Below are 24,782 nucleotides of genomic sequence, written 5' to 3'. Positions count from 1 at the left end.
GGCGTGGGGGGCCTCTTGGCCGTTGTGGTGTTTGCCATAGACGAGCGGGCTCCTACGCGGACTCCATGTGATCCAGGCGACGCAGGATCACGCCTTCCCTCAGCGCCCAGGGGCATATCTCGACGCGCTCCACGCCGAAGAGGTCCATCGCGGCCTCGGCGACCAGGGCGCCCGCCACGAGCTGCCCGGCCCTGCCCTCGGAGACGCCCGGCAGCTCCGTGCGCTCCCGCTCGGTCATGGCGGCCAGGCGCGGGACCCAGCCCTCCACGGACTCCCGCTTGAGCTCGCGCTGGACGTAGAGGCCCTCGGCGGAGCGGGCGGCGCCGGCGATGCGGGCCAGTTGCTTGAAGGTCTTCGACGTGGCGACGACGTGGTCGGGGGTGCCGAGGCGGCTGAATTCGCCGACCGTGCGGGCGATCTCGGTCCGCACGTGCCGGCGCAGGGCGCGGACGTCGTCCGGGGCGGGCGGGTCGCCGGGGAGCCACCCGGCGGTGAGGCGGCCGGCGCCAAGCGGCAGCGAGGCGGCCGCGTCGGGCTCCTCGTCGATGCCGTAGGCGACCTCCAGGGAGCCGCCGCCGATGTCCAGGACCAGCAGCTTCCCGGCCGACCAGCCGAACCAGCGGCGGGCGGCGAGGAAGGTGAGCCGGGCCTCCTCGGCGCCGGTGAGGACCTGGAGCTCGACGCCCGTCTCGGCGCGCACGCGGGCGAGGACGTCGTCGGCGTTGCGGGCCTCGCGCACGGCGGAGGTGGCGAACGGGAGGACCTCTTCGACGCCCTTGTCCTCGGCGGCCTGGAGCGCCTCCTGGATGACCGAGATCAGCCGGTCGACGCCGTGCGGGCCGATCGCGCCGTCGTCGTCGAGGAGCTGGGCGAGGCGCAGTTCCGCCTTGTGCGAGTGCGCGGGCAGCGGGCACGCGCCGGGGTGCGCGTCCACCACGAGCAGATGCACCGTGTTCGATCCCACGTCGAGGACACCGAGTCTCATGTACGGAACGCTACTGCCCGCCGGGCCCTCCGCGGTCCTCGGCGGGGGCACGAGGCCCGTACCCTGGACTCGTGCCAAAGACGAAAAAGGCGAAGCGCGACAAATCACCGGGCGTCGTGGAGGCCGACGAGAAGGGCCTCGACTTCGCTCGCGCCTGGGTGGAGTTTCCTGATCCGGCGGACGACGAGCAGGTCTTCCGCTGCGATCTGACATGGCTGACATCTCGCTGGAACTGCATCTTCGGCAGCGGCTGCCAGGGCATCCAGGCGGGCCGCGCGGACGACGGGTGCTGCACGCTGGGTGCGCACTTCTCCGACGAGGACGACGAGAAGCGCGTCGCCGAGCATGTGGCCAGGCTCACGCCGGACATCTGGCAGCACCATGCCGAGGGCACGCGGGGCGGCTGGGTCTTTGAGGACGAGGACGGCGAGCGGCAGACGCGGCCCTTCCAGGGCTCGTGCATCTTCCAGAACCGGCCGGGCTTCGAGGGCGGCATGGGCTGCTCGCTGCACATCCTGGCCCTGAAGGAGGGCCGCGAGCCGCTGGAGACCAAGCCGGACGTGTGCTGGCAGCTGCCGGTGCGGCGGACGTACGAGTGGATCGACCGGCCCGACGACACGCGCGTCCTCCAGGTGTCGATCGGTGAGTACGACCGCCGCGGCTGGGGCCCGGGCGGCCACGACCTGCACTGGTGGTGCACGTCGGCGACCTCGGCCCACGGCGCGGGCGACCCCGTGTACGTCTCCTACCGGCCCGAGCTGATCGAGCTGATGGGCAAGGCCGGCTACGACCGACTGGTCGAGCTGTGCGAGGAGCGGCTGGCCTCGCAGTTGCCGCTGCTGGCACCGCACCCCGCGGATCCCGCGCATCCGGCGAGCCCTGGGGCCTGAGGGCCCGGCTACGACGTGACCGGGCTCGGGTCGCCGCTGTCCGACGGCGGTGGCGTCGCGCCCGTGGGGTCGGTCGGGGCCGGGTCCGTCGGCGTGGGCGTGGGATCCGGGTCGGTCGACGGGGGCGGAGTGGTCGGCGTCGGGTCCGGGTCCGGGGCGGAGGTCGTGGGCGTCGGGTCCGGGTGGGTCGGAGACGGGTCGCCCGGGCCGCTGGGGCGGGGGGCCGGGCCGGGGTCGGAGGGGCTGGGCGCGGTGCCGTAGCCCTCGATGCGGACGACGGCGCCCACGGGTGCGACCGCGACCTGCGCGTGCCAGGGCCCCGCGGGCTCCCGCAGGTGGTCGACGTACACCTTGATCGTCACCGACTCGCCGGGCCGGAGCGTTCCCGAGGACCGGCTGAGGTAGAGCCAGGGGGCTCCCGTCGACGCGGACCAGCGGACCGGGGCCGGGCCGCTCGCGGTCAGCGTGACCAGGGTGGTGTCGCCGCTGTTGTCGGCTGTGACCTCCAGGGCGCTCTCGCGTCCCGCGCCGGCGACGCCGATCACCTCGACGGACACGTCGGCCTTGCCGTCCTTGCCGAAGCGGGGGCCGGGGCGGGTGCTCGCGTTGCCGGTGTTCTCGTAGCCGCCGTCCGCCATCTCGCCGTCCGGGCCGAACGGGTCGTCCGCCTCGCGCGCGGAGGCCGAGCGGCCGTCCTGGCCCTCGCCGATGGGGGTGCCCCGGTAGGCGGCCCACAGGGCGAGGACGGGGGCGGCCACGACGGTGGCGACGACGGTCGTGGTGACGGCACGCGCGCGCAGGCGGTCCCTGCGGGCGGCGTGGTCCTTGGGGTCCATCGGGAAGCCGCGCCGGTCGAAGCGGGGTGCGGCGGTCCGCGCGCGCGGGTGGTGGGCCATCGCGACGTGCAGGGCCGCGCGGGGCGCCGGCAGGACGGGCAGTTCGGCGGGGGTGACGCTGGTGCCGGGCCAGCGGCCGGGGGTGGCGCGCTCGGCGGCGCGGCGGCAGCGCGGGCAGTCGTCGACGTGCCGGACGAGTTCGCGGCGCAGGGCCGTGCCGAGCACGAGCCGCTCGTCGCCGGCGAGGTGCGACACGCTCGGACACGCCCCGGTCTCGACCACGGCGAGGGCCGCACGCGTGCGTTCCACCTCGCAGGCGGCGGAGGCGAGCAGATCGCGGGCGGCGGCCGGGGCCATGCCGAGGACGGCGGCGACCTCGCGGGCGGCGAGGTGGTGGCGCACGGCCAGTTCGAGCGCCTCGCGCTGCTCGGGCGTGGTGCCGGCGGCCTCCGGCCAGGCCAGCAGGGCCAGTTCGCGACGGCGCCGCTCCTGGACCTCCTCGGAGGCGGCCGGGGCGGCCGGACGCTCGGCGCGCTGCCGGCCGGTACGGCCCGCGGCATGGCTGCTCTGACGTTTCTGCTTGGCCTCGGCCAGCTTGCGCAGGCACGCCCAGCGGGCCAGCGCGTACAGCCAGGCCCTGCGGTCCGCGGGCGCCTGGGGGCCGTGCCGGCCCCGGCGTTCGGCGAGTGCGAGGACGTCGCCCAGGGCGGCGGTCGCGGCCTCGTGGTCGCACAGCACGGACAGGCAGTAGGTGAACAGGCCGTCCAGGTAGGGCTCGTAGGGCGCGGGCGGCCGCTGCGCCAGCGTGCGCGCCGCCCCGCGGTCGCGCGCCTCCCGGTGCGCCCGGTGGGCGCCGACCGTGCGGGCCGAGCGGGTCGAGATCTCCGGAGTACTGCTCATCATTCGGCGACCGTAGGGGGCCGGGAGTGGCACCTTCAGGCGGCTTGAGCACATTTAATCCGTACGGGTGAAACGATCCCTCAATCGGGGACATGAACCGGTCGTTCCGCCGCTGGCGCGGGGTGGCGAACCCCTGGCGCGCAGATCGCCGCCGTCGGCCGGTCCCGGGATGTCAGTGCTTGCGGCTACGGTTTCGTCCATGGCTGCCCGTACGAAGACCACCAAGGACCGTCCGTCCTACCGCTGCACGGAATGCGGCTGGCAGACGGCGAAGTGGCTCGGCCGCTGCCCCGAGTGCCAGGCCTGGGGGACGGTCGAGGAGTACGGCGCGCCCGCGGTGCGTACGACGGCACCGGGCCGGGTCACCACCTCCGCCCTGCCCATCGGACAGGTGGACGGCCGCCAGGCCACCGCCCGTCCCACCGGCGTGCCCGAGCTGGACCGCGTGCTCGGCGGCGGGCTGGTCCCCGGCGCGGTGGTGCTGGTCGCGGGCGAACCGGGCGTCGGCAAGTCCACGCTTCTGCTGGACGTGGCGGCCAAGTCCGCGAGCGACGAGCACCGCACGCTGTACGTCACGGGCGAGGAGTCGGCGAGCCAGGTCCGGCTGCGCGCCGACCGCATCGGCGCCATCGACGACCACCTGTATCTGGCGGCCGAGACGGATCTGGCCGCGGTGCTGGGCCACTTGGACGCGGTGAAGCCGTCGCTGCTGATCATGGACTCGGTGCAGACGGTGGCCTCCCCCGAGATCGACGGCGCGCCCGGCGGCATGGCCCAGGTGCGGGAGGTCGCGGGCGCCCTCATCCGGGCCTCCAAGGAACGCGGCATGTCCACGCTGCTGGTGGGCCACGTCACCAAGGACGGCGCGATCGCGGGCCCGCGCCTGCTGGAGCACCTGGTGGACGTCGTCCTGAGCTTCGAGGGCGACCGGCACGCCCGCCTGCGCCTCGTGCGCGGCGTCAAGAACCGCTACGGCACCACCGACGAGGTCGGCTGCTTCGAGCTGCACGACGAGGGCATCACCGGTCTCGCCGACCCGAGCGGGCTCTTCCTGACCCGCCGGGCCGAACCGGTCCCGGGCACCTGCCTGACCGTCACCCTGGAGGGCCGCCGCCCGCTGGTCGCCGAGGTCCAGGCGCTCACGGTCGACTCTCAGATCCCCTCCCCGCGCCGCACCACCTCGGGCCTGGAGACCTCCCGCGTCTCGATGATGCTCGCGGTGCTGGAACAGCGGGGGCGGATCAGCGCCTTGGGCAAAAGGGACATCTACTCCGCGACGGTCGGCGGGGTGAAGCTCACCGAGCCCGCCGCGGACCTGGCCGTCGCCCTCGCCCTGGCGAGCGCGGCGAGTGACACACCTCTCCCGAAGAATCTCGTCGCGATCGGCGAAGTGGGCCTCGCGGGCGAGGTGAGACGGGTCACCGGAGTGCAGCGCAGACTGGCCGAAGCCCACCGTCTGGGCTTCACGCACGCGCTGGTCCCGGGCGATCCGGGCAAGGTCCCGGCGGGCATGAAGGTCCTGGAAGTCGCGGACATAGGGGACGCCCTGAGGGTCCTTCCCCGCTCCCGTCGCAGAGAGGCCCCACGGGACGAGGAGGGTCGCCGGTAGACTTTGCCCTGGTCTCGCCCGTCCGTGCGAACCGAGCGCGCGACACGGGGGCGCCCAGAACCTGCGACCGGAGGAGTGCAGTGGCAGCCAACGACCGGGCATCTGCTCCCGGAAAATCCGGCGGGAGCGCCGGTACCGATGGCCTGATGCGCGCCTCCCTGAGCGCCGTGGCACCCGGCACCGCCCTGCGTGACGGCCTGGAGCGCGTGCTCCGGGGCAACACCGGCGGACTCATCGTGCTCGGCTCCGACAAGACGGTCGAGGCGCTGTGCAGCGGCGGTTTCGTGCTGGACGTCGAGTTCACCGCGACCCGTCTGCGCGAGCTGTGCAAGCTGGACGGCGGCATCGTGCTGTCCTCCGACCTGTCGAAGATCCTGCGCGCGGGCGTGCAGCTGGTCCCGGACCCGACGATCCCGACGGAGGAGACGGGCACCCGGCACCGCACGGCGGACCGCGTCAGCAAGCAGGTCGGTTTCCCGGTGGTCTCCGTCTCCCAGTCGATGCGGCTGATCGCCCTGTACGTCGACGGTCAGCGCCGCGTCCTGGAGGACTCGGCGGCGATCCTGTCCCGCGCCAACCAGGCGCTCGCCACCCTTGAGCGCTACAAGCTCCGCCTCGACGAGGTCGCGGGCACGCTGTCGGCGCTGGAGATCGAGGACCTGGTGACCGTCCGGGACGTCTCGGCGGTCGCCCAGCGCCTGGAGATGGTGCGCCGCATCGCCACGGAGATCGCCGAGTACGTGGTGGAGCTCGGCACGGACGGCCGGCTCCTGGCCCTCCAGCTCGACGAGCTGATCGCGGGTGTGGAACCCGAGCGCGAGCTGGTCGTGCGGGACTACGTCCCCGAGCCCACGGCCAAGCGCTCCCGCACGGTCGACCAGGCCCTCGCCGAACTCGACGCCCTCACCCATGCCGAGCTGCTCGAACTGTCCACGGTGGCAAGGGCGTTGGGCTACACCGGCGCACCCGAGACGCTGGACTCGGCGGTTTCCCCGCGGGGGTACCGCCTCCTCGCCAAGGTGCCCCGGCTCCCCGGCGCGATCATCGACCGCCTCGTCGAGCACTTCGGCGGACTGCAGAAGCTGCTCGCCGCGAGCGTCGACGACCTCCAGACGGTGGACGGCGTGGGCGAGGCCCGGGCCCGCAGCGTCCGCGAAGGGCTGTCGCGGCTGGCGGAGTCCTCGATTCTGGAGCGGTACGTCTGACGCGTACGGCATCCGGCTGGAACGGTTGAGGGCGGTACCCGGGAAGGGGTACCGCCCTCGGGCGTTCTCGGCCCGGCCCGGCCGGCCAGGGGTGCACCCGGGGCGCTGGGGCCCGGTCGGCCAGGAGTACACCTCGGGCGCTGCGGCCCTGGTGCGCCTGAGGTGCTTCTCGGGCTCTGCGGCCCTGGCGGACCGGAGGTGCCTCTCCGGCACTGCGGCCCGGCGGACCGGAGGCGCCTCTCCGGCACTGCGGCCCGGCGGACCGGAGGCGCCTCTCCGGCACTGCGGCCCGGCGGACCGGAGGCGCCTCTCCGGCACTGCGGCCCGGCGGACCTGAAATGCCTCTCCGGCACTGCGGCTCTAGTCGGCCGAGAGCACGAACGACGTCTGGACCTTCGCGAAGCCCGGGGCCTTGGCTTCCACCAGGTACGTGCCGGACCCGGCCGAGCCCGCGGGAGGCGTGGCGCACTCGGGGGCGCTCGGCTTGCGGTCCCACTTCAGCGTGTAGGTGATGCCGCTGCCGGCGGCGACCCGGTACAGCTGGTGCGCGGCGGCCTTGGGGCAGTCCTCGGAGGACCAGTAGTCGTCGTCGCTGCTCGCCGGGGCGATCGTGAACACCGCGTTCTTCGGCCCGAGATCGATCTTGCAGTCGCTGCCGGAGACGTTCCGCGCGGTCAGCAGGAACGTGGGCGTCTGCTCGGGGTCGTAGGTGTTGTGACGGCTGCGCAGGCTGAACTTCACGGCGCTCGCGGCGCAGTTGGGCAGAGTGGAGCCGGCCGGCAGGGTGTCGCCCGCGCCCACGCCGCCCGCGGCGGTACCGCTCCCCGAGCCCCCGGCGCCGCCCGCACCCTCGGAGCCGCCCGAGCCGCCGGAACCGGAACCGTCGCCGGATCCCGGGCCGGAACCGTCCCCGGAGCCGTCTCCCGACCCGCTTCCGGAGCCGTCGCCCGAGCCGCCGGAGCCCTCGTCCCCCGACTCGTCACGCCCGCCCGGCGCTTGACTGATGGCGGGGCCCGAACTCGACGGGCCAGGTGTGATGGAGGGCGCGGGATTCTTGCCGTTGGCGCCGTTGTCGCCGTCCTTGCCGCCTCCGCCGCCCATGGTCACGATCCACAGGGTCAGCAGCGCCAACACGGCGACTACAGACACCAGTACGACCCTCCGACGCCAGTAGATGGAGGAGGGAAGCGGCCCGACCGGATTGCGCAGAGATCCCACGGCGCAAACCTTACGAGAGATCGGCGCGTTCACCGGTCCCACCCGCCGCTCGGACCGACAACTTTTCCGGATCATCATCCCGGAAATCACGTTCCCGCCCTGGTCTTTCGTCGGGTACGGGATGCAGTGATCGCAGGGCGTGACGGTATCGGTCCACCCCTTACCGTCCGTGAGGGCGGGCAGGACGCCCCGATGTGGGTACGGCGCGTGGCCGGGGCCTGCGTTCCCGTGCCGGTGCGGCGCCCTTCTCCTCACGCGAGACGCCCGCGCGCCACCGAGCCGCGCCGCGCGGCGCACGGCCGGTCGGGAACGCCCGCGCGCTCACCGGAGCGCCCGCGCGCCGCTCGGCAGTTCACGGCGCGGCCCGAGTGAACTTCCCTCGGTGGAGACACCGTTGGGGACGGCGGAGGAGGCCGGGACGGCGCCCGCCGACGACCTGCGGCTCGAACGAAAATCTGCCGATCTTCGGGTAACCGCCCCGGTGGAGTGGCGGTGTGCCCGATTCGGCACCTCTGCGTGGCACCATCGAAGGGCCATGACTGCTCCCACGAAGCCCCCGCACCCCACCGCCGCCTCCGCCGACACCCCCTCCGGGCCGCCCCTCGGAGAGAACCTGCACTCCCCCGTCATCGACTGGTTCGGCGAACACGCCCGTGACCTGCCGTGGCGGCGCCCCGAGGCCGGGGCGTGGGGGGTGATGGTCAGTGAGTTCATGCTCCAGCAGACGCCGGTGAGCCGCGTCCTGCCCGTCTACGAGCAGTGGATGGAGCGCTGGCCGCGCCCCGCCGACCTGGCCAAGGACGCGCCCGGCGAGGCCGTCCGTGCCTGGGGGCGGCTCGGCTACCCGCGCCGGGCGCTGCGGCTGCACGGCGCCGCCGTCGCCATAACGGAACGGCACGGCGGTGACGTACCGGCCGACCACGCCCAGCTGCTGGCGCTGCCCGGCATCGGCGAGTACACGGCCGCAGCCGTCGCCTCCTTCGCCTACGGGCAGCGGCACCCGGTGCTGGACACCAACGTGCGGCGGGTCTTCGCCCGGGCGGTCACCGGCGTGCAGTACCCGCCGAACGCGACCACCGCCGCCGAGCGCAAGCTGGCCCGCGCGCTGCTGCCCGACGACGAGCCGACCGCCGCCCGCTGGGCCGCCGCCTCCATGGAACTGGGCGCGCTGGTGTGCACGGCGAAGAGCGAGTCGTGCCACCGCTGCCCGATCGCCGCGCAGTGCGCGTGGCGGCTGGCGGGCAAGCCGGAGCACGACGGACCGCCGCGCCGCGGCCAGACCTACGCGGGCACCGACCGGCAGGTGCGCGGGCGGCTGCTCGCCGTGCTGCGGGAGGCTCACGGGGCCGTTCCGCAGGCGGCGCTGGACCGGGTGTGGCACGAGCCGGTTCAGCGGGCCCGCGCCCTGGACGGTCTCGTCGCCGACGGTCTGGTGGAGCCACTGGCGGGCGGCTCGTACCGGCTGCCGCTGACCTGACGTACAACCTGCCCCACAGATCTGGCCCACAGGCCTGACGCACAGACAGGTCACAGCCGCGGGCCGCCGTCCGTCACACAAGCCGGGGTGGACAAATCACCCCGAACCGTCCTCAACACCCCCACCGCACTACCCCGTTACGGCTTCCGTTACACAACCGACGGACAGCCGAGCGCTAGCCGAAGGCTGCTTCGGACAGCGCCGTGACAACGCCTCCGTACCTTCAGACGCGTTCCCGGAAGACACGGGACGGCTGAAGACCACAGGCAGTACACGGGCGGCGGGGAGCCGGCCCGAACGGGGAAACGGGAGGCGGTTCACCATGGCGCAGGGCGAGGTGCTCGAGTTCGAGGAGTATGTCCGCACCCGGCAGGACGCGCTGCTGCGCAGTGCCCGCCGCCTGGTTCCGGACCCGACGGACGCGCAGGACCTGCTGCAGACGGCACTGGTACGGACGTACGGCCGCTGGGAGACCATCGAGGACAAGCGGCTGGCGGACGCCTACCTGCGCCGGGTGATGATCAACACCCGCACGGAGTGGTGGCGGGCGCGGAAGCTGGAGGAGGTCCCGACCGAGCAGCTCCCGGACGCCTCGGTCGACGACGCCACCGAGCAGCACGCGGACCGCGCCCTGCTGATGGACATCCTGAAGGTGCTCGCCCCGAAGCAGCGCAGTGTCGTGGTGCTGCGACACTGGGAGCAGATGTCCACGGAGGAGACGGCCGCCGCCCTCGGCATGTCGGCCGGAACGGTCAAGAGCACGCTGCACCGGGCGCTCGCCCGGCTCCGCGAGGAGCTGGAGTCCCGCGACCTGGACGCACGCGCGCTGGAGCGTGAGGAGCGGGAGCGGTGCGCGGCCTGACCGGCGACGGTTCTGCACGGACCCGGGGCAGTTTCCAGGCGGTGAGCGCGGCACTGGCCGTGCCCACCGCCCTCGCCCTGTTGGTGGCCGGGTGCGGTGCGGGCGGCACCGGCGCCCGTGACGAGGGCCCGGCGCACGCCGACTCGGTGGCCGGCGCCGCCGCGGCCACACCGTCCGCCACGCCGAAGCCGCCCGACACCGTGAACGCGGTCAAGCTCGTCAAAGATGATCCGAAGGTCGCGCCCGAGGTGAAGCGGGAGCTGAAGCCGTGCGTCGCCGACGAGTACCCGGTCGACGTCTCCTACGGCAATCTGACGAAAGGCGCGTCGGACGACGTCGTCGTCAACGTGCTGACCTGCGGTGATGCGGTGGGCGTGGGCAGTTACGTGTACCACGAGCAGGACGGCTCGTACGAGAACGTGTTCAAGGCGGAGGAGCCGCCGGTCTACGCGGAGATCGACCGCGGGGACCTGGTGGTGACCAAGCAGGTGTACGAGAAGGGCGACCCGGTGTCGAGTCCCTCCGGAGAGAACGTGATCACGTACAGATGGACCTCCGGCCACTTCGCCGAGAAGTACCACACGCACAACGACTACGGGAAGGTCGTCGGCGACAGCGCGACGCCGGTGCCCGCGAGCTGACGCGGAACGAAGGGCCGCGTGAACCGATCGGGCCGTTCGGACCGATCCCTCGGTGAACGCATCGCCGGGACCGTGCGTCCCAGCAGTAGAACGCACCCCCATGACCACAGAGGACTGAGAGCACCGGGATGGCAGACCAGACCCACGTCCTGTTCGTCGAGGACGACGACGTCATCCGCGAGGCCACGCAGCTCGCCCTGGAACGGGACGGCTTCGTGGTCACCGCCATGCCCGACGGGCTGTCGGGCCTGGAGGCGTTCCGGACGGACCGCCCCGACATCGCGCTGCTGGACGTCATGCTCCCCGGACTCGACGGTGTCAGCCTGTGCCGCCGCATCCGCGACGAGTCGACCGTGCCGGTCATCATGCTGTCGGCGCGGGCCGACTCCATCGACGTCGTGCTGGGCCTGGAAGCGGGCGCCGACGACTATGTGACCAAGCCGTTCGACGGTGCCGTCCTGGTCGCCCGGATCCGCGCCGTGCTGCGCCGCTTCGGGCACGCCGGCGGCGGCCGGGGCGAGGCACATCAGGCCCCGGCCGGCGGTGGCGTGCTGGCCTTCGGGGATCTGGAGGTCGACACCGAGGGCATGGAGGTCCGCCGCGCCGGGCAGCCGGTGGCGCTGACGCCGACCGAGATGCGGCTGCTGCTGGAGTTCTCCTCGACTCCGGGCACGGTGCTCTCCCGCGACAAGCTGCTGGAGCGGGTGTGGGACTACGGCTGGGGCGGGGACACCCGCGTGGTCGATGTGCACGTGCAGCGGCTGCGGCAGAAGATCGGCCAGGACCGGATCGAGACGGTCCGCGGGTTCGGCTACAAGTTGAAGGCCTGAGCAGGGGCAGGGGTATGAGGGGGCGATTCCGGCGCCTGGTCGCCGCGGGCTTGGAGCGTGCGGGCATCCGTACGGGCCTCAGATGGAAGCTGAGCGCGGCCATCGCGCTGGTGGGGGCGCTGGTGGCGATCGCGCTGAGCCTCGTCGTGCACAACGCCGCCCGGGTCTCGATGCTGGACAACGCGCGTGACCTCGCCGACGAGCGGATCATGATCGCCCAGCGCAACTTCGAGCTGTCCGGGCGGATGAACTTCCCCAACACCAAGATCAACGACCCGGATCTGCCGCATGCGCTGCGGGACCGTGTCGAGGCGGGCCAGCGGGCGACGTACGTCGCGGACCGGCCGGGCGAGGTGCCCGACATATGGGCCGCCGTGCCGTTGAAGAACGGGCAGGTGATGTCGCTGCACTCGGGCTTCACCGACCGCAGCTCGGACATCCTCCAGGACCTCGACCAGGCCCTGCTCATCGGCTCCATCGCGGTCGTCCTCGGCGGCAGCGCGCTGGGGGTGCTCATCGGCGGGCACCTGTCACGGCGGCTGCGCAAGGCGGCCGTCGCGGCGGGCCAGCTCGCGGGCGGCGAGACGGACGTGCGCGTACGGGACGCCATGGGCGGGGTCGTACGGGACGAGACGGACGACCTGGCGAGCGCGGTGGACGCCATGGCGGACGCGCTGCGCCAGCGCATCGAGGCCGAGCGGCGGGTCACCGCGGACATCGCGCACGAGCTGCGCACCCCGGTGACCGGGCTGCTGACCGCGGCGGAACTGCTGCCGCCCGGGCGCCCGACCGAGCTGGTGCTGGACCGGGCGAAGGCCATGCGCACGCTGGTCGAGGACGTGCTGGAGGTGGCCCGTCTCGACGGGGCGTCCGAGCGGGCGGAGCTGCAGGACATCATGCTGGGCGAGTTCGTCGCCCGACGGGTGGCGGCCAAGGATCCGGCCGTCAAGGTGCGCATCGTGCACGAGTCGGAGGTCACCACCGACCCGCGCCGCCTGGAACGCGTCCTGTTCAACCTGCTGGCCAACGCGGCCCGGCACGGCAAGCCGCCCATCGAGGTCAGTGTCGAGGGCCGGGTCATCCGCGTGCGCGACCACGGCCCGGGCTTCCCCGAGGACCTGCTCGCCGAGGGGCCGAGCCGCTTCCGCACCGGCAGCAAGGACCGGGCCGGGCACGGCCACGGTCTCGGTCTGACCATCGCGGCCGGGCAGGCCCGGGTGCTGGGCGCGCGGCTGACCTTCCGCAACGTCCGCACCCCCGGGACGCCGGAGCACCTCCCGGCCGAGGGCGCGGTCGCCGTGCTGTGGCTGCCGGAGCACGCGCCGACGAACACGGGGAGCTACCCGATGCTGCCGGGGTCGTGAGGGGCGCTGCGGCAGGTCAGCAGGACCAGTCCTGGTCCATGTCGAGGCCGCCCTCGCGGGGCTGGGTGAACGAGAACCAGTTGCCCGAGTCGTCGCGCAGCAGCGCCTCCGTGCCGTACGGGCGCTCCTGCGGCTCCTGGAGGAACTCCACGCCCCGGTCCTTGAGCTTCTTGTAGTCGCCGTGGATGTCGTCGGTGGTCAGCACGCCCGCGCCGAGCGCGCCCTTCGTCACCAGCGTGCGGAGCATCTCGGCGGACTCGGGGTCCATCGCGGGCCCGCCCGGCACCATCAGCGTCAGCTCGACGTCGGGCTGGTTCGGCGAGCCGACCGTGAGCCAGCGCATGCCGCCCTCGCCCATGGTCATGTCCGTACGGACCTCCAGGCCCAGCTTCTCCGTGTAGAACTCCTTGGCCCGGTCCTGGTCGAGGACCCAGACGGTCGAGATGGCGAGACCCTTGATCATGGCGTGCTCCTGCTCTGACGCTGCGGCTGCGGCCGGATGTGCCCGCCCTGCCACGGTAGGCAGCGGGGGTGTCAGACCGCTTCTCCGGAATTGCGCTTCTCGCCGGCGCCGGGCGCGGGGCGGAAGCCGCCGGCCCAGAGCATGGCGTAGCAGCCGGGTATGAGGGCGGCTCCCCGGCCCACGTGCTTCGTGCGGTACTCGCTGGGTGTCAGCCCGGTCCAGGCCTTGAAGCGGGCCGAGAACGTGCCCACGCTGCTGAAGCCGACCAGGTGGCAGACCTCCGTCACCGACAGGTTCGCCGTGCGCAACAGGTCCTCGGCGCGCTCGATGCGGCGGTGCGTGAGGTACTGGCCGGGGGTATCGCCGTAGGCCTCCTTGAAGGCGCGGATGAAGTGGTAGCGCGAATACCCTGCGTGCGCGGCGACGGTGTCCAGGTCCAGCTCCGGGTCGGCCCAGTCCCGGTCCATGGCGTCCTTGGCGAGCCGCATCCGCCGCGTCCTGTCCATGGGATCGATGGTGGCACGGGGGTCTGACAGCGGCTCCCGCCGGCGACCGCTGATCTCGCGACCGGGCATGACGAAGCCCCCGGGCGGACACTCCCAGGGGGCCTCGCGCGGTGCGGTCAGACGGCCTCGGCCATGGGCGGCTGCGCCGCCGGGGTGTCCGGCTTGCCGTCCTCCTTCGGTCCCGCTCCCTTCAGCGGCACCTCCTTGACGAACACGGCCGCCACGAGTGCGATCACCGCCACCACGGCTCCGAGCAGGAACGCCGTGTGCGTGCCGGCCGAGACCGCGTGCTGGTACGCCTCCCGGATCAGCACCGGGAGCTTCTCCAGGCTCTTGGCGTCGAGCTGTGCCGACTGTTCGGTGACCTTGGAGCCGAGCGCACCGGCCCGCTCGCTCATGACGTCCTGGACGCGGTGGTTGAACAGCGCGCCCATGAGCGCGACGCCGAACGAGGAGCCGAGGGTGCGGAACAGGGTGGTCGACGAGGACGCGACGCCCATGTCCTTCATCTCCACGCTGTTCTGTGCGACCAGCATGGTGATCTGCATCAGGCAGCCCATGCCGAGCCCGACCACGGCCATGAAGACACCGGAGGTCAGTCGGGAGGTGCCGGTGTCCATCGTGGACAGCAGGTACAGGCCGACGATCATCAGCGCGCTGCCGGCGATCGGGAAGACCTTGTACTTGCCGGTGCTGGTGGTCACCCGCCCGGCGACCATCGAGGTCACGAGCATCGCACCGAGCATCGGCAGGAGCAGCAGCCCGGAGTTGGTCGCGGAAGCACCCTGCACGGACTGCTGGTACAGCGGCAGGAAGAGCGTCGCGCCGAACATCACGAAGCCGGTGATGAAGCCGATGACCGACATCAGCGTGAAGTTGAGGCTGCGGAAGATGTGCAGCGGCAGGATCGGCTCGGCGGCCCTGGTCTGCCAGAACACGAACCCGACCAGCGCGGCGACCCCGATGCCGATCAGCTCCATGATCCGCGCGGAGCTCCAGGCGTACTCCGTGCCGCCCCACGTGGTGACGAGCACGATCGCGGTGATGCCGACGGTCAGCAGCGCGGCGCCCAGGTAGTCGATCCGCGCCTCGGAGCGCTTCTTCGGCAGGTGCAGCACGGCACCGACGGCGGCGAGCGCCACCGCTCCGAGCGGCAGGTTGATGTAGAAGGCCCAGCGCCAGCCCCAGTTGTCGGTGATCGTGCCGCCGACCAGCGGGCCGCCGATCATCGCCAGCGCCATGACGCCGGCCATCATGCCCTGGTACTTGCCTCGCTCGCGGGGCGGGATCAGATCACCGATGATCGCCATGACGCCGACCATCAGACCGCCGGCGCCGAGGCCCTGCACGGCGCGGAAACCGATCAGTTCGCCCATGTTCTGGGCCATGCCGCTGAGCGCGGAGCCGACCAGGAAGATCACGATGGACGTCATGAACGTGCCCTTGCGGCCGTACATGTCGCCGAGCTTGCCCCACAGCGGGGTGGAGGCCGCGGTCGCGAGCGTATAGGCGGTGACGACCCACGCGAGGTGCTCGAGCCCGCCCAGCTCACCGACGATCGTCGGCATCGCGGTGCCGATGATCATGTTGTCGAGCATCGCGAGCATCATCGCGATCATCAGCGCGAGCAGAACCACCCGCACGCTCTTGGGTTGTTTCCCCCCGGCGTCGGCCGCCGGTGTGTCCATCGTGTCCGTCATCGCTGTCCCACTCCCCCAGCTACCGCTACTTACTTGCCGACCGGCTAGTGACTACACTCGGAAGCTAGTCCCGGAACTAGCCGGGCGTCAAGTAAGTTTTAGGGAAAGCGGGGGGCGTAGGAGGATGGGCGGCACCATGGACGGCACCAAGCAGCGGCGCCGCGGGGACACCCGCCGGCGCATCCAGGACGTGGCCCTCGAACTCTTCGCGGAGCACGGCTACGAGAAGACCTCCCTGCGCGAGATCGCCGAGCGCCTGGAGGTCACCAAGGCCGCGCTCTACTACCACTTCAAAACGAAGGAAGAGATCCTCGTCAGCATCTTCGAGGACCTCACCCAGCCGATCGAGGACCTGATCGAGTGGGGCCGGCAGCAGCCGCACACCCTCGCGACCAAGCAGGAGATCATCCGTCGCTACGCCGACACCCTCGCCGAGGCGACGCCGCTGTTCCGCTTCATGCACGAGAACCAGGCGACGGTACGGGACCTGCGGATCGGCGAGTCCTTCAAGGCCCGCATCCACAGCCTGCGCGACATCATCGTCGACCCGGACGCGGACCTGGTCGACCAGGTCCGCTGCGCCAGCGCCATCTTCACGCTGCACGCCGGCATGTTCCTGCTCCAGGACATGGGAGACGACCCCGAGGAGAAGAACAGAGCCGTCCTCGAGGTCGCCACGGACCTGGTGACCCAGGCCCACCGGGGAGCCGGGGGCTCTTAGGGGTCCTTTCACTATGCCCGTCCGGGTCGCGCGGCCTGGCACCGCACCTCGCCGCGTTGCCGAAAAGCCCTAGTAGCTCCGTTACGAGGGCTTCCCGGCGCCTTGCGACGCACGGCACCAGACCACGCGCCCTGATCGGACGCTCATAGTGAAAGGACCCCTTAGCGGGCCGAGGGGATCACACCTGGGGTCAGACCTTCACGCCCTTGGCGCGCAGGAACTTCACCGGGTCGACCGCCGAGCCGTAGTTCGGGGTCGTACGGATCTCGAAGTGCAGGTGGGGACCGCTCGAGTTGCCGGTGTTGCCGGACTTGGCGATCTCCTGGCCGGTCTTGACGATCTGGCCGACGTGCACGGTGACCTTCGACAGGTGGGCGTACTGGGAGTACGTGCCGTTGCCGTGCTTGATCACGACGGCGTTGCCGTACGCGGGACCGTCGCCGGCGCCGTTGCCGCCGGCCTTGACCACGGTGCCGCCGTGGGTGGCGACGACCTGGGTGCCGCTCGGCACGGCGAAGTCCTGGCCGCTGTGCTTGTGCGCCCACATGCCGCCGTTCTGGGCGAAGCTCGCGGAGAGGCTGTACTTCTTCACCGGGTCGACCCAGGAGGGCTTGGCCTTCTTGGCGGCCGCCTTCTTCTCGGCGGCCTTCTTCTCGGCCGCCTTCTTCGCTGCGGCGGCCTTGGCGGCCTTCTCGGCCTTCACGGCCTCGGCCTTGGCGACCTTGGCCTGGGCGGCGGCCTGCGCCTGCACGGCACTGGCGGCACCGGACGCGGCCGTGGTGTCGGCGGCGGACGCGACCCCGGCTCCCAGTGCGACCGAGACACCAAGGCCGGCGGCCAGCACGGTCGCACGGGTGCGGAGCTGGGACGTACGGGAAGAACGGGACGTGACGCGCTGGGACATCGAAACCTCGTGTGGAAGGGGACGGAGAAAACCACCCGGCGCACAACCGCTCGCCGTGTGGCCATCCCTTGGTAACCCGAAGTCCGACAAACTCCCAAAAGCGTGATCTACGACGCTAGTTAGTAATTTGGTTCAGTGTTCTACGTCTCTTGACACAGCAGTCATTCGAGACGAATCAGGGCACTGGCCCGCACTTTCGCCCTCACCTTGGGGCAAGAATCCCTTTCCTCCCGGTCCGTTACCCACTATTCCACCTAGTAACGGACATATCGCCTGTGCGCCATGTCACCGGGGGCCCTCTTCGGCCCATCCGGAAATGTGGCGCACGCCTCTAGGCACTTACCGCCCGGTAACCCTACGGTTCCCCTCGCGCCACCCTCGCGCACGAGCATGCACACGACATGTTGGCAGCGTCACTGACGTGAGAGGACCCCCACGACATGCAGACCCGACGCCCCTGGTTGCGCCGCGCATCAGTGACCGCCGTCTCGACGGCGGCCCTCGTGGCCATGGCCGCACCGGCCGACGCCGCGACCACCAGCCGGGCCTCCACGGCCGCCACCGCGACCGCCACCACGTCCGCCGCCGCGGACGTCGACTACGGCACCTGGCAGAAGGACTGCCAGGCCGTGATGGACCAGGCCATGCCCTATCTGAAGCAGCGGATCGCGGCCACGAAGCCGGGCGAGAAACAGGCCATCGTCTTCGACATCGACAACACGGCGCTGGAGACGGACTTCGGCTTCAGCTACCCGCAACCGGCCAACAAGCCGGTCCTGGAGGCCGCCAGATACGCGCAGGAGCGCGGCGTCGCCCTGTTCTTCGTGACCGCCCGGCCGGACATCATCGCCTCGTTCACCCAGTACAACCTGAAGCAGGCCGGCTACCAGGTCTCGGGGCTCTACGTCCGCAACTTCATCGACCTCTTCAAGAACGTCGCCGACTACAAGACAGCCCAGCGCGTCGACATCGAGCGCAAGGGCTACACGATCATCGCGAACATCGGCAACAGCGGCACCGACCTCTCGGGCGGGCACGCCGAGCGGACGTACAAGCTGCCGGACTACGACGGGCAGCTGTCCTAGGGAGGGTCCGGGCATGGAGAAGGGGCCGGTGCTGTTCAGCACCGGCCCCTTCTCACTGGGTCACTACGCTCAGGCGTCCTTGCTCAGGTTCGGGCCCGAGCCACCGGCCGCCTGCTCGATCGGCGGGACGTCCGGGAGAGGCGCCTTCTCCTCACCGCGGAAGGTGAAGGTCTTGGTCTCGCCCTCGCCCTCCGTGTCGACGACCACGATGTGACCGGGGCGCAGCTCGCCGAAGAGGATCTTCTCCGACAGCGAGTCCTCGATCTCACGCTGGATGGTGCGACGCAGCGGACGCGCACCCAGCACCGGGTCGTACCCCTTCTTGGACAGCAGTTCCTTGGCGGACTGGGAGAGCTCGATGCCCATGTCCCGGTCCTTCAGGCGCTCGTCGACCTTGCCGATCATCAGGTCGACGATCTTGAGGATGTCGTCCTGGCTGAGCTGCGGGAAGACGACCACGTCGTCGACGCGGTTGAGGAACTCGGGCCGGAAGTGCTGCTTGAGCTCGTCCGAGACCTTGTTCTTCATGCGCTCGTAGTTGGACTTCGTGTCGCCCTGGGCCGCGAAGCCCAGGTTGAAGCCCTTGGAGATGTCCCGGGTGCCGAGGTTGGTCGTCATGATGATGACCGTGTTCTTGAAGTCCACGACCCGGCCCTGGGAGTCGGTCAGGCGACCGTCCTCCAGGATCTGCAGCAGCGAGTTGAAGATGTCCGGGTGGGCCTTCTCGACCTCGTCGAAGAGGACGACGGAGAACGGCTTGCGGCGGACCTTCTCGGTGAGCTGGCCGCCCTCCTCGTAGCCCACGTAACCGGGGGGCGAACCGAAGAGCCGCGAGACCGTGTGCTTCTCGCTGAACTCCGACATGTCGAGGGAGATCAGCGCGTCCTCGTCGCCGAAGAGGAACTCGGCGAGCGCCTTGGACAGCTCGGTCTTACCGACACCGGACGGACCGGCGAAGATGAACGAGCCACCGGGGCGCTTCGGGTCCTTCAGACCGGCACGCGTACGGCGGATCGCCTTCGACAGTGCCTTGACGGCGTCGACCTGGCCGATGACCCGCTTGTGGAGCTCGTCCTCCATGCGCAGCAGACGGGAGGACTCCTCCTCGGTCAGCTTGAAGACCGGGATGCCGGTGGCCGTGGCGAGGACCTCGGCGATCAGCTCGCCGTCGACCTCGGCGACGACGTCCATGTCGCCGGCCTTCCACTCCTTCTCGCGCTTGGCCTTGGCGGCCAGGAGCTGCTTCTCCTTGTCGCGCAGGGAGGCGGCCTTCTCGAAGTCCTGCGAGTCGATCGCGGACTCCTTGTCGCGGCGGACGCCGGCGATCTTCTCGTCGAACTCGCGCAGGTCCGGCGGCGCGGTCATCCGGCGGATACGCATCCGGGAACCGGCCTCGTCGATCAGGTCGATCGCCTTGTCCGGCAGGAAGCGGTCCGAGATGTACCGGTCGGCCAGCGTGGCGGCCTGGACCAGCGCCTCGTCGGTGATGGAGACGCGGTGGTGGGCCTCGTACCGGTCACGCAGACCCTTGAGGATCTCGATCGTGTGCGGCAGGGACGGCTCGGCGACCTGGATGGGCTGGAAGCGGCGCTCGAGGGCGGCGTCCTTCTCCAGGTGCTTGCGGTACTCGTCCAGCGTCGTGGCGCCGATGGTCTGCAGCTCACCGCGGGCCAGCATCGGCTTCAGGATGGAAGCCGCGTCGATGGCGCCCTCGGCGGCACCCGCACCGACCAGCGTGTGGAGCTCGTCGATGAACAGGATGATGTCGCCGCGGGTGCGGATCTCCTTGAGCACCTTCTTCAGGCGCTCCTCGAAGTCACCGCGGTAGCGGGAGCCGGCGACCAGCGCGCCGAGGTCCAGGGTGTAGAGGTGCTTGTCCTTGAGGGTCTCGGGCACCTCGCCCTTGACGATGGCCTGAGCGAGGCCCTCGACGACGGCGGTCTTGCCGACGCCGGGCTCACCGATCAGCACCGGGTTGTTCTTGGTACGGCGGGACAGCACCTGCATGACCCGCTCGATCTCCTTCTCGCGCCCGATGACCGGGTCGAGCTTGGACTCACGAGCGGCCTGGGTGAGGTTCCGGCCGAACTGGTCGAGGACCAGGGACGTGGAGGGGGTCCCCTCGGCAGGACCGCCGGCGGTGGCGGTCTCCTTGCCCTGGTAACCGGAGAGCAGCTGGATCACCTGCTGCCGCACACGGTTCAGATCTGCGCCCAGCTTGACGAGGACCTGGGCGGCGACGCCCTCGCCCTCGCGGATCAGGCCGAGCAGGATGTGCTCCGTGCCGATGTAGTTGTGGCCCAGCTGAAGGGCCTCGCGGAGCGACAGCTCCAGGACCTTCTTGGCACGGGGGGTGAAGGGGATGTGGCCGGACGGGGCCTGCTGGCCCTGGCCGATGATCTCCTCCACCTGCTGGCGGACCGCCTCGAGCGAAATCCCGAGGCTCTCAAGGGCCTTGGCGGCGACACCTTCACCCTCGTGGATCAGGCCCAGGAGGATGTGCTCAGTGCCGATGTAGTTGTGGTTGAGCATCCGGGCTTCTTCCTGAGCCAGGACGACAACCCGCCGCGCGCGGTCGGTGAACCTCTCGAACATCGTTAATCGCTCCTCAGAGCGGTCAGGCAGTGGGGGGAACTTCCCCTCCCTGTCCTTCCGCAGCTTAGTCCCGCAAGCGGGGACCGCTCATTCCAACTGCCGACACCGTCCTTGGCCTCCTGACCCCGAACGCCGACATCTGCTCCAACCCGATGGTGCGAGACGATGTTCCCGCAGGCCAGGCAGATACCCCACTCGCCAGTACGCCGATGGCGAACGTGAGACGTCCCTTCCTGCGTGTCGCCCCCTCCCACTAGGGATGTCTTACCCGTAGGCACCGGAAGTCCATGCCGGGCGCCCCCGTTCCCTCCGCTACGGGCGAACAACCTTGCGCCTCCCCGCACCCCCCGTGCGCCCCCGACTCGCCACGCAGTGCGCTCACAGCGCCACCCAGCGTAACCCGCAGGCTCTTCCGGCTGTTGCACTTGGCATGTTCGGCGCCCCTCAGCCCGTGACCGCATCCTCGACCCCGCTCGTCCCGCTGCCCCGCCGGCCGCTCGGCCCGTCCGGCGCGAGCGGTCAGGTCCGGCGTTGGTACGAGAACGAACTGGGGTGGCCGACGGTGCCCGGCGATCCTCTGCGACTGCCGGTAGGGGTGCGCTACGACGTCCTGGACGTCCCGGCGGAGGCGGGGCACGCGGCCCTGCGGCGCCTGGCGTCCGGCTCCCCCGTCGCGCTGCACGGCGGCCGGATGCTGCTCCTGGTGGCCGCGGGCAGCGCGGAGGAGCTCCCCGGGCTGCTGGAGTGGCTGGACTGGGGGGACCTGCCGCTGGATCTCGTGGCGATCGGCGCGGGCGGGCTCATGGAGGCGCCGTCGCCCCCGGTGCCTCACGGGGAGAGGGCGGTGCCTCACGGGGAGAGGCCGGCACCGCCGGCACGCGGGTCGCGCGCCGCGGCGTCCTGCGAGGCGGGTGCTCCGCCTGCTCCCTGGGGCCGGGTCGGTTCCCAGGGGGCCGCCGTGTGGCTGCGGCCCCCCGAGCCGGTATGCGAGGTCGAGGCCTCGCTGCCGACGCTGTCGGCGCTGGGGGGCGATGGGGGCGCCCCCGATCTCGTGCGGCTGGTGAACACGGTGGCCACACAGTGCCACCGGGTCCGGCTGCGGCGCGCGTGCGCCCAGCCACCGGCCATGCGTGCGCAGGGTCGGTAGGGCCGATGTTCAGCCGTTGGCCTTCTCGTAAGCCTCGCGGATGGTCGCGGGAACACGGCCGCGGTCGTTGACCTCGTAACCGTTCTCCTTCGCCCAGGCGCGGATCGCCGCGGTGTCCTGGCTGCCGCTCGAAGCGGCGCGCGCCTTTCCGCGCCCGCCCGAAGCACGGCCTCCGGTACGACGACCGCCCTTCACGTAAGGCTCGAGAAGGCCACGGAGCTTGTCCGCATTGGCAGTGGTGAGATCGATCTCGTACGTCTTGCCGTCCAGCGCGAACGTCACGGTCTCGTCCGCCTCGCCACCGTCGAGGTCGTCGACAAGAAGGACCTGAACCTTCTGTGCCACCGGATTTCCTTTCATCGATATCTTCAGGGCGGGTGTGCCGGCGTCCGCCGTATCGCCGTCCCCTGTTATATGCAGTACTGCAGTACGTCGGAAAGCAAACCGCTTTTGCCGGAAAAACACAAACCCCCGGCAGAGGCCGGCAGCCCGACCCCGGTCCGGAAACGTGCGCGTTTCGGACATAGGGAACCGGGGCAGGGGCGGGCGCCGCGGAATATGCCTTGACGAACCGGCCGGACCCGCTAGCGGTCTACTGGCGCTCGGCGATCACAGATGCAGAAGCATCCGGCTGTTACCCAAGGTGTTCGGTTTCACTCGTTCGAGTCCGAGGAACTCCGCGACACCCTCGTCATAGGAACGCAGGAGCTCCGCGTAGACATCCGTGTCGACGGGCGTCTCGCCGATCTCCACGAAGCCGTGCTTGGCGAAGAAGTCGACTTCGAAGGTCAGACAGAAAACACGGCGAACGCCGAGCCAGCGGGCGGTCTGCAGCAACTTCTCCAGCACACGGTGTCCGACGCCCGCGCCCTTCAGGCCGGGCTTCACCGCGAGAGTGCGGACTTCCGCGAGGTCTTCCCACATCACGTGCAGCGCGCCGCAGCCGACGACCTCGGCGTTGTCGTCCCGTTCCGCGACCCAGAACTCCTGGATGTCCTCGTAAAGCGTCACCGTTGCTTTGTCGAGCAGGATGCGGCCGCGGACGTAGGCGTCAAGGAGGCCCCGTACGGCCGGGACGTCGCTGGTGCGGGCCCGTCGGACGGTGATGGCTTTTGCGGTGGCTTCGGGGCTCTTCGCGGACATGACGGGACGCTATCGCCCGCCGAGGTCCCGAGCGGAGGCGGGGTTCTCCTCGGGCTCTTCACCGGGTTCCGCTCGTCCGGCTGGTTCTGCGGATTCCGACGGTTCGGTCGGTTCCTGGGTTTCCGGGCCCTGGACGATGCGGACGGCATCACTGAGAGACCGCCGCTGTTCCTCGCTCATCATGCCGAAGAAGGCGACGAGAGCGGCGGCGGGGTTGTCGCTCTGCGACCAGGCGTCGTTCATCAGGGCGGCTGCGTAGGCGGCGCGGGTGGAGACCGCCTCATATCGATAGGCACGGCCTTCCGCCTCGCGGCGCACCCAGCCCTTCTGATGGAGATTGTCCAAAACGGTCATCACGGTGGTGTACGCGATGGACCGCTCCTTCTGAAGATCTTCCAGGACTTCTCGAACGGTCACCGGGCGGTTCCACTTCCACACCCGCGACATGACCGCGTCTTCGAGTTCTCCCAATGGGCGAGGCACAGCTCAGAACAATAGTGGGAGATCCCGGTAATGGCGTGGCGGACGTGCGCGGGACCGGCGAACGGGAACAAAAAGGGCGTACGGCTCGCGAGTACGGGCGCCGCGGGGTGCGGGTCCGCCGAGTCGTACGCCCTCGGAGGGGGTGGGGTCAGGCCTCGGCCTTCGGGGAGGTCGCGGTGGTCTGGCGGGCGCCCTCCACGCGCGCGAGGGCGGCGTCCACGGCCGCGTCCTCCTTGGCCTTGTTGGCGCCGCCCTGTGTCTTCACGATCACCCGGATCACGCCGACGAAGAAGACGGCCATGACGGCCGGGGGCAGGAGCGCGGAGACGTAGTCCATGGATCCAGGGTAGCCACGTCACCGGCGGCGAGCTGCTGGGGGTTCGCGGGGGGTGGCGGGACCGGTTTGCGGCGCGGGAAGACCTCGCCCGGGGTGGGGATCGGGCGGGAGGGCTTCGGCGTGTCCGGGCCGGGCGCCGGGGCCGGGGTGGGCTTGGGGGCCGGGGCGGGCTTGGGGGCCGGGGCGGGTGGCTTGCGGGCGGGCTTCTTCTCGGGCTGCTTCTCCGCGCCGTCCCCGGCGGATGCGGCCGCCGGGGCGCAGCGGCCTCCGGGGATGGCCAGGAGGCGGGTGCGGGAGCCGGGAACGGCGGGCACGGGGACAGCGGCGGGGGTGAGGGGGGTGACCGCGCAGCGATCCAGCAGGGCCGCCGCGGCGGGGTTGCCGCGCAGGGCGCGGAGGGCGGCGAGGTCGTCTGGCAGGGGGCGGTAGCCGGCGCCCAGCGCCTCGTCCAGGAGTGCGAGGTAGCCGGCGGCGGTTCCGGGGAGGGCGGCGCGATACCGGCCCAGGTCGGCCACGAGGAAGGCGCGCAGCCTGGCTCCCTCCCGCAGTGCCTCGTCGAGGGACTCTGCGAGACGGAGACAGTCCTGGACGTCGTCGGCCGAGGCGGGTGCGGGGTCGAGGGCGAGGGCGAGAGCGCGGCGGAGCACACGCAGCTCCTCCACACCGAACGCCATGCCGCCGCGGGATCCGTATGGCGTGGGCATGCGGCGACGATACGCGCTAATCAGACAAATTACTCATAGGGGATGGGTGTGGCGCGGGGGAACACTCGGGTGGGGGCGGGGGATGCCGGGGGTGGAGGGACTGGGATGCCGGGGGTGGCTTGGCCGGAGCGCCGGAAGCGGCGTGGCCGGGATGCCGGGGGTGGTGTGGCCGGCGGA

Annotated in this window: 24 protein-coding genes; 11 read left to right on the top strand and 13 right to left on the bottom strand. The window is 71.1% G+C overall.

The features are described 5' to 3' along the window. Positions 1-52: 52 nt before the first annotated feature. Positions 53-985 (bottom strand): Ppx/GppA phosphatase family protein, encoded by a 933-nt coding sequence (locus tag HDC93_RS21195; protein ID WP_185012438.1) that lies wholly within the window; start codon positions 983-985, stop codon positions 53-55. A gap of 71 nt (positions 986-1,056) precedes the next feature. Between HDC93_RS21195 and HDC93_RS21190 the strand changes: the two genes are divergently transcribed. Continuing rightward, positions 1,057-1,875, top strand: a complete 819-nt coding sequence (locus HDC93_RS21190) for a hypothetical protein (RefSeq protein ID WP_185012437.1) — start codon at positions 1,057-1,059, stop codon at positions 1,873-1,875. Between the two features lie 8 nt (positions 1,876-1,883). Here the strand turns inward: HDC93_RS21190 and HDC93_RS21185 are convergent, their stop codons facing one another. Then, entirely contained in the window at positions 1,884-3,614 is a 1,731-nt protein-coding gene (locus HDC93_RS21185) for a BACON domain-containing protein (protein ID WP_185012436.1), read from the bottom strand. A gap of 196 nt (positions 3,615-3,810) precedes the next feature. Between HDC93_RS21185 and radA the strand changes: the two genes are divergently transcribed. Together radA and disA are read left to right on the top strand one after the other, a co-directional pair. Then, a complete protein-coding gene (gene radA / locus HDC93_RS21180; protein ID WP_142161067.1) occupies positions 3,811-5,220 on the top strand; it encodes a DNA repair protein RadA in 1,410 nt (469 codons plus the stop codon). Between the two features lie 80 nt (positions 5,221-5,300). Further along, entirely contained in the window at positions 5,301-6,425 is a 1,125-nt protein-coding gene (gene disA, locus HDC93_RS21175; protein ID WP_031104906.1) for a DNA integrity scanning diadenylate cyclase DisA, read from the top strand. Positions 6,426-6,785: 360 nt separating this feature from the next. Here disA and HDC93_RS21170 read toward each other — a convergent pair whose 3' ends face one another. Next, positions 6,786-7,643 carry a hypothetical protein gene (locus HDC93_RS21170; RefSeq protein WP_185012435.1) on the bottom strand — a complete coding sequence of 286 codons (858 nt, stop codon included), beginning with the start codon at positions 7,641-7,643 and terminating at the stop codon, positions 6,786-6,788. A gap of 535 nt (positions 7,644-8,178) precedes the next feature. Between HDC93_RS21170 and HDC93_RS21165 the strand changes: the two genes are divergently transcribed. From HDC93_RS21165 to cseC, 5 genes are all read left to right on the top strand, one after another. Further along, complete coding sequence (locus HDC93_RS21165) at positions 8,179-9,120, top strand: A/G-specific adenine glycosylase (protein ID WP_185012434.1); 942 nt, start codon at positions 8,179-8,181, stop codon at positions 9,118-9,120. Between the two features lie 322 nt (positions 9,121-9,442). Beyond that, positions 9,443-9,982 carry a SigE family RNA polymerase sigma factor gene (locus HDC93_RS21160; RefSeq protein WP_030251439.1) on the top strand — a complete coding sequence of 180 codons (540 nt, stop codon included), beginning with the start codon at positions 9,443-9,445 and terminating at the stop codon, positions 9,980-9,982. Continuing rightward, positions 9,970-10,623: a hypothetical protein gene (locus HDC93_RS21155; RefSeq protein ID WP_185012433.1), complete on the top strand. Its 654-nt coding sequence runs from the start codon at positions 9,970-9,972 to the stop codon at positions 10,621-10,623. Before HDC93_RS21160 ends, HDC93_RS21155 begins: the two co-directional genes overlap by 13 nt. A gap of 128 nt (positions 10,624-10,751) precedes the next feature. Beyond that, on the top strand, positions 10,752-11,453 hold the full coding sequence (gene cseB / locus HDC93_RS21150) for a two-component system response regulator CseB (protein ID WP_185012432.1): 702 nt from the start codon (positions 10,752-10,754) through the stop codon (positions 11,451-11,453). A 14-nt stretch (positions 11,454-11,467) separates the two neighbouring features. Next, positions 11,468-12,817, top strand: coding sequence for a two-component system sensor histidine kinase CseC (gene cseC, locus HDC93_RS21145; protein ID WP_185012431.1), 1,350 nt, complete (start codon positions 11,468-11,470; stop codon positions 12,815-12,817). Positions 12,818-12,833: 16 nt separating this feature from the next. Here cseC and HDC93_RS21140 read toward each other — a convergent pair whose 3' ends face one another. The 3 genes from HDC93_RS21140 to HDC93_RS21130 form a co-directional block, all read right to left on the bottom strand. Then, positions 12,834-13,280 (bottom strand): VOC family protein, encoded by a 447-nt coding sequence (locus tag HDC93_RS21140; RefSeq protein WP_185012430.1) that lies wholly within the window; start codon positions 13,278-13,280, stop codon positions 12,834-12,836. 71 nt (positions 13,281-13,351) lie between these two features. Beyond that, a complete protein-coding gene (locus HDC93_RS21135) occupies positions 13,352-13,786 on the bottom strand; it encodes a helix-turn-helix transcriptional regulator (RefSeq protein ID WP_185012429.1) in 435 nt (144 codons plus the stop codon). A 116-nt stretch (positions 13,787-13,902) separates the two neighbouring features. Next, positions 13,903-15,486: an MDR family MFS transporter gene (locus HDC93_RS21130; RefSeq protein ID WP_185012428.1), complete on the bottom strand. Its 1,584-nt coding sequence runs from the start codon at positions 15,484-15,486 to the stop codon at positions 13,903-13,905. A 124-nt stretch (positions 15,487-15,610) separates the two neighbouring features. Here HDC93_RS21130 and HDC93_RS21125 point away from each other — a divergent pair, with 124 nt between their 5' ends. Then, positions 15,611-16,207, top strand: a complete 597-nt coding sequence (locus HDC93_RS21125; RefSeq protein WP_185012427.1) for a TetR/AcrR family transcriptional regulator — start codon at positions 15,611-15,613, stop codon at positions 16,205-16,207. Positions 16,208-16,397: 190 nt separating this feature from the next. On the opposite strand, the gene HDC93_RS21120 is transcribed toward HDC93_RS21125, so the two are convergent. Next, complete coding sequence (locus HDC93_RS21120) at positions 16,398-17,111, bottom strand: M23 family metallopeptidase (RefSeq protein ID WP_185012426.1); 714 nt, start codon at positions 17,109-17,111, stop codon at positions 16,398-16,400. A gap of 440 nt (positions 17,112-17,551) precedes the next feature. Here HDC93_RS21120 and HDC93_RS21115 point away from each other — a divergent pair, with 440 nt between their 5' ends. Then, positions 17,552-18,196, top strand: coding sequence for an HAD family acid phosphatase (locus tag HDC93_RS21115; protein WP_185012425.1), 645 nt, complete (start codon positions 17,552-17,554; stop codon positions 18,194-18,196). Positions 18,197-18,265: 69 nt separating this feature from the next. Here the strand turns inward: HDC93_RS21115 and HDC93_RS21110 are convergent, their stop codons facing one another. Next, positions 18,266-20,791, bottom strand: a complete 2,526-nt coding sequence (locus HDC93_RS21110) for an ATP-dependent Clp protease ATP-binding subunit (RefSeq protein WP_185012424.1) — start codon at positions 20,789-20,791, stop codon at positions 18,266-18,268. 430 nt (positions 20,792-21,221) lie between these two features. Between HDC93_RS21110 and HDC93_RS21105 the strand changes: the two genes are divergently transcribed. After that, the gene (locus HDC93_RS21105) at positions 21,222-21,938 is read left to right on the top strand and encodes an SCO3374 family protein (protein ID WP_185012423.1); all 717 of its coding nucleotides are present in this window, start codon (positions 21,222-21,224) and stop codon (positions 21,936-21,938) included. Between the two features lie 9 nt (positions 21,939-21,947). Here the strand turns inward: HDC93_RS21105 and HDC93_RS21100 are convergent, their stop codons facing one another. The 5 genes from HDC93_RS21100 to HDC93_RS21080 form a co-directional block, all read right to left on the bottom strand. Next, entirely contained in the window at positions 21,948-22,283 is a 336-nt protein-coding gene (locus HDC93_RS21100; RefSeq protein WP_010048839.1) for an Lsr2 family protein, read from the bottom strand. A gap of 264 nt (positions 22,284-22,547) precedes the next feature. Beyond that, positions 22,548-23,081, bottom strand: a complete 534-nt coding sequence (locus tag HDC93_RS21095) for an amino-acid N-acetyltransferase (RefSeq protein WP_185012422.1) — start codon at positions 23,079-23,081, stop codon at positions 22,548-22,550. Between the two features lie 9 nt (positions 23,082-23,090). Further along, a complete protein-coding gene (locus tag HDC93_RS21090) occupies positions 23,091-23,528 on the bottom strand; it encodes a BlaI/MecI/CopY family transcriptional regulator (RefSeq protein ID WP_221516976.1) in 438 nt (145 codons plus the stop codon). 184 nt (positions 23,529-23,712) lie between these two features. After that, positions 23,713-23,901, bottom strand: a complete 189-nt coding sequence (locus HDC93_RS21085) for a hypothetical protein (protein ID WP_031111863.1) — start codon at positions 23,899-23,901, stop codon at positions 23,713-23,715. Continuing rightward, positions 23,841-24,575, bottom strand: a complete 735-nt coding sequence (locus HDC93_RS21080) for a hypothetical protein (protein ID WP_260419693.1) — start codon at positions 24,573-24,575, stop codon at positions 23,841-23,843. Before HDC93_RS21080 ends, HDC93_RS21085 begins: the two co-directional genes overlap by 61 nt. Positions 24,576-24,782: the final 207 nt, after the last annotated feature.

Source organism: Streptomyces sp. AK010, assembly GCF_014207295.1.
Taxonomy (GTDB): domain Bacteria; phylum Actinomycetota; class Actinomycetes; order Streptomycetales; family Streptomycetaceae; genus Streptomyces; species Streptomyces massasporeus.
Note: the sequence above shows the minus strand (reverse complement) of the source record. Positions and strands in the feature narration are given on the sequence as shown.

What these genes read in the sequence shown, in the direction of transcription:
- HDC93_RS21120 (WP_185012426.1), bottom strand. Translation starts at nt 17,111, where the DNA reads ATGTCCCAGCGCGTCACGTCCCGTTCTTCCCGTACGTCCCAGCTCCGC.
- cseB (WP_185012432.1), top strand. Translation starts at nt 10,752, where the DNA reads ATGGCAGACCAGACCCACGTCCTGTTCGTCGAGGACGACGACGTCATC.
- HDC93_RS21095 (WP_185012422.1), bottom strand. Translation starts at nt 23,081, where the DNA reads ATGTCCGCGAAGAGCCCCGAAGCCACCGCAAAAGCCATCACCGTCCGA.
- HDC93_RS21115 (WP_185012425.1), top strand. Translation starts at nt 17,552, where the DNA reads ATGCAGACCCGACGCCCCTGGTTGCGCCGCGCATCAGTGACCGCCGTC.
- HDC93_RS21140 (WP_185012430.1), bottom strand. Translation starts at nt 13,280, where the DNA reads ATGATCAAGGGTCTCGCCATCTCGACCGTCTGGGTCCTCGACCAGGAC.
- HDC93_RS21080 (WP_260419693.1), bottom strand. Translation starts at nt 24,575, where the DNA reads ATGGCGTTCGGTGTGGAGGAGCTGCGTGTGCTCCGCCGCGCTCTCGCC.
- HDC93_RS21160 (WP_030251439.1), top strand. Translation starts at nt 9,443, where the DNA reads ATGGCGCAGGGCGAGGTGCTCGAGTTCGAGGAGTATGTCCGCACCCGG.
- HDC93_RS21090 (WP_221516976.1), bottom strand. Translation starts at nt 23,528, where the DNA reads ATGTCGCGGGTGTGGAAGTGGAACCGCCCGGTGACCGTTCGAGAAGTC.
- HDC93_RS21105 (WP_185012423.1), top strand. Translation starts at nt 21,222, where the DNA reads ATGTTCGGCGCCCCTCAGCCCGTGACCGCATCCTCGACCCCGCTCGTC.
- HDC93_RS21130 (WP_185012428.1), bottom strand. Translation starts at nt 15,486, where the DNA reads ATGACGGACACGATGGACACACCGGCGGCCGACGCCGGGGGGAAACAA.
- radA (WP_142161067.1), top strand. Translation starts at nt 3,811, where the DNA reads ATGGCTGCCCGTACGAAGACCACCAAGGACCGTCCGTCCTACCGCTGC.
- cseC (WP_185012431.1), top strand. Translation starts at nt 11,468, where the DNA reads ATGAGGGGGCGATTCCGGCGCCTGGTCGCCGCGGGCTTGGAGCGTGCG.
- HDC93_RS21125 (WP_185012427.1), top strand. Translation starts at nt 15,611, where the DNA reads ATGGGCGGCACCATGGACGGCACCAAGCAGCGGCGCCGCGGGGACACC.
- HDC93_RS21135 (WP_185012429.1), bottom strand. Translation starts at nt 13,786, where the DNA reads ATGGACAGGACGCGGCGGATGCGGCTCGCCAAGGACGCCATGGACCGG.
- HDC93_RS21195 (WP_185012438.1), bottom strand. Translation starts at nt 985, where the DNA reads ATGAGACTCGGTGTCCTCGACGTGGGATCGAACACGGTGCATCTGCTC.
- HDC93_RS21085 (WP_031111863.1), bottom strand. Translation starts at nt 23,901, where the DNA reads ATGGACTACGTCTCCGCGCTCCTGCCCCCGGCCGTCATGGCCGTCTTC.
- HDC93_RS21185 (WP_185012436.1), bottom strand. Translation starts at nt 3,614, where the DNA reads ATGATGAGCAGTACTCCGGAGATCTCGACCCGCTCGGCCCGCACGGTC.
- HDC93_RS21165 (WP_185012434.1), top strand. Translation starts at nt 8,179, where the DNA reads ATGACTGCTCCCACGAAGCCCCCGCACCCCACCGCCGCCTCCGCCGAC.
- HDC93_RS21110 (WP_185012424.1), bottom strand. Translation starts at nt 20,791, where the DNA reads ATGTTCGAGAGGTTCACCGACCGCGCGCGGCGGGTTGTCGTCCTGGCT.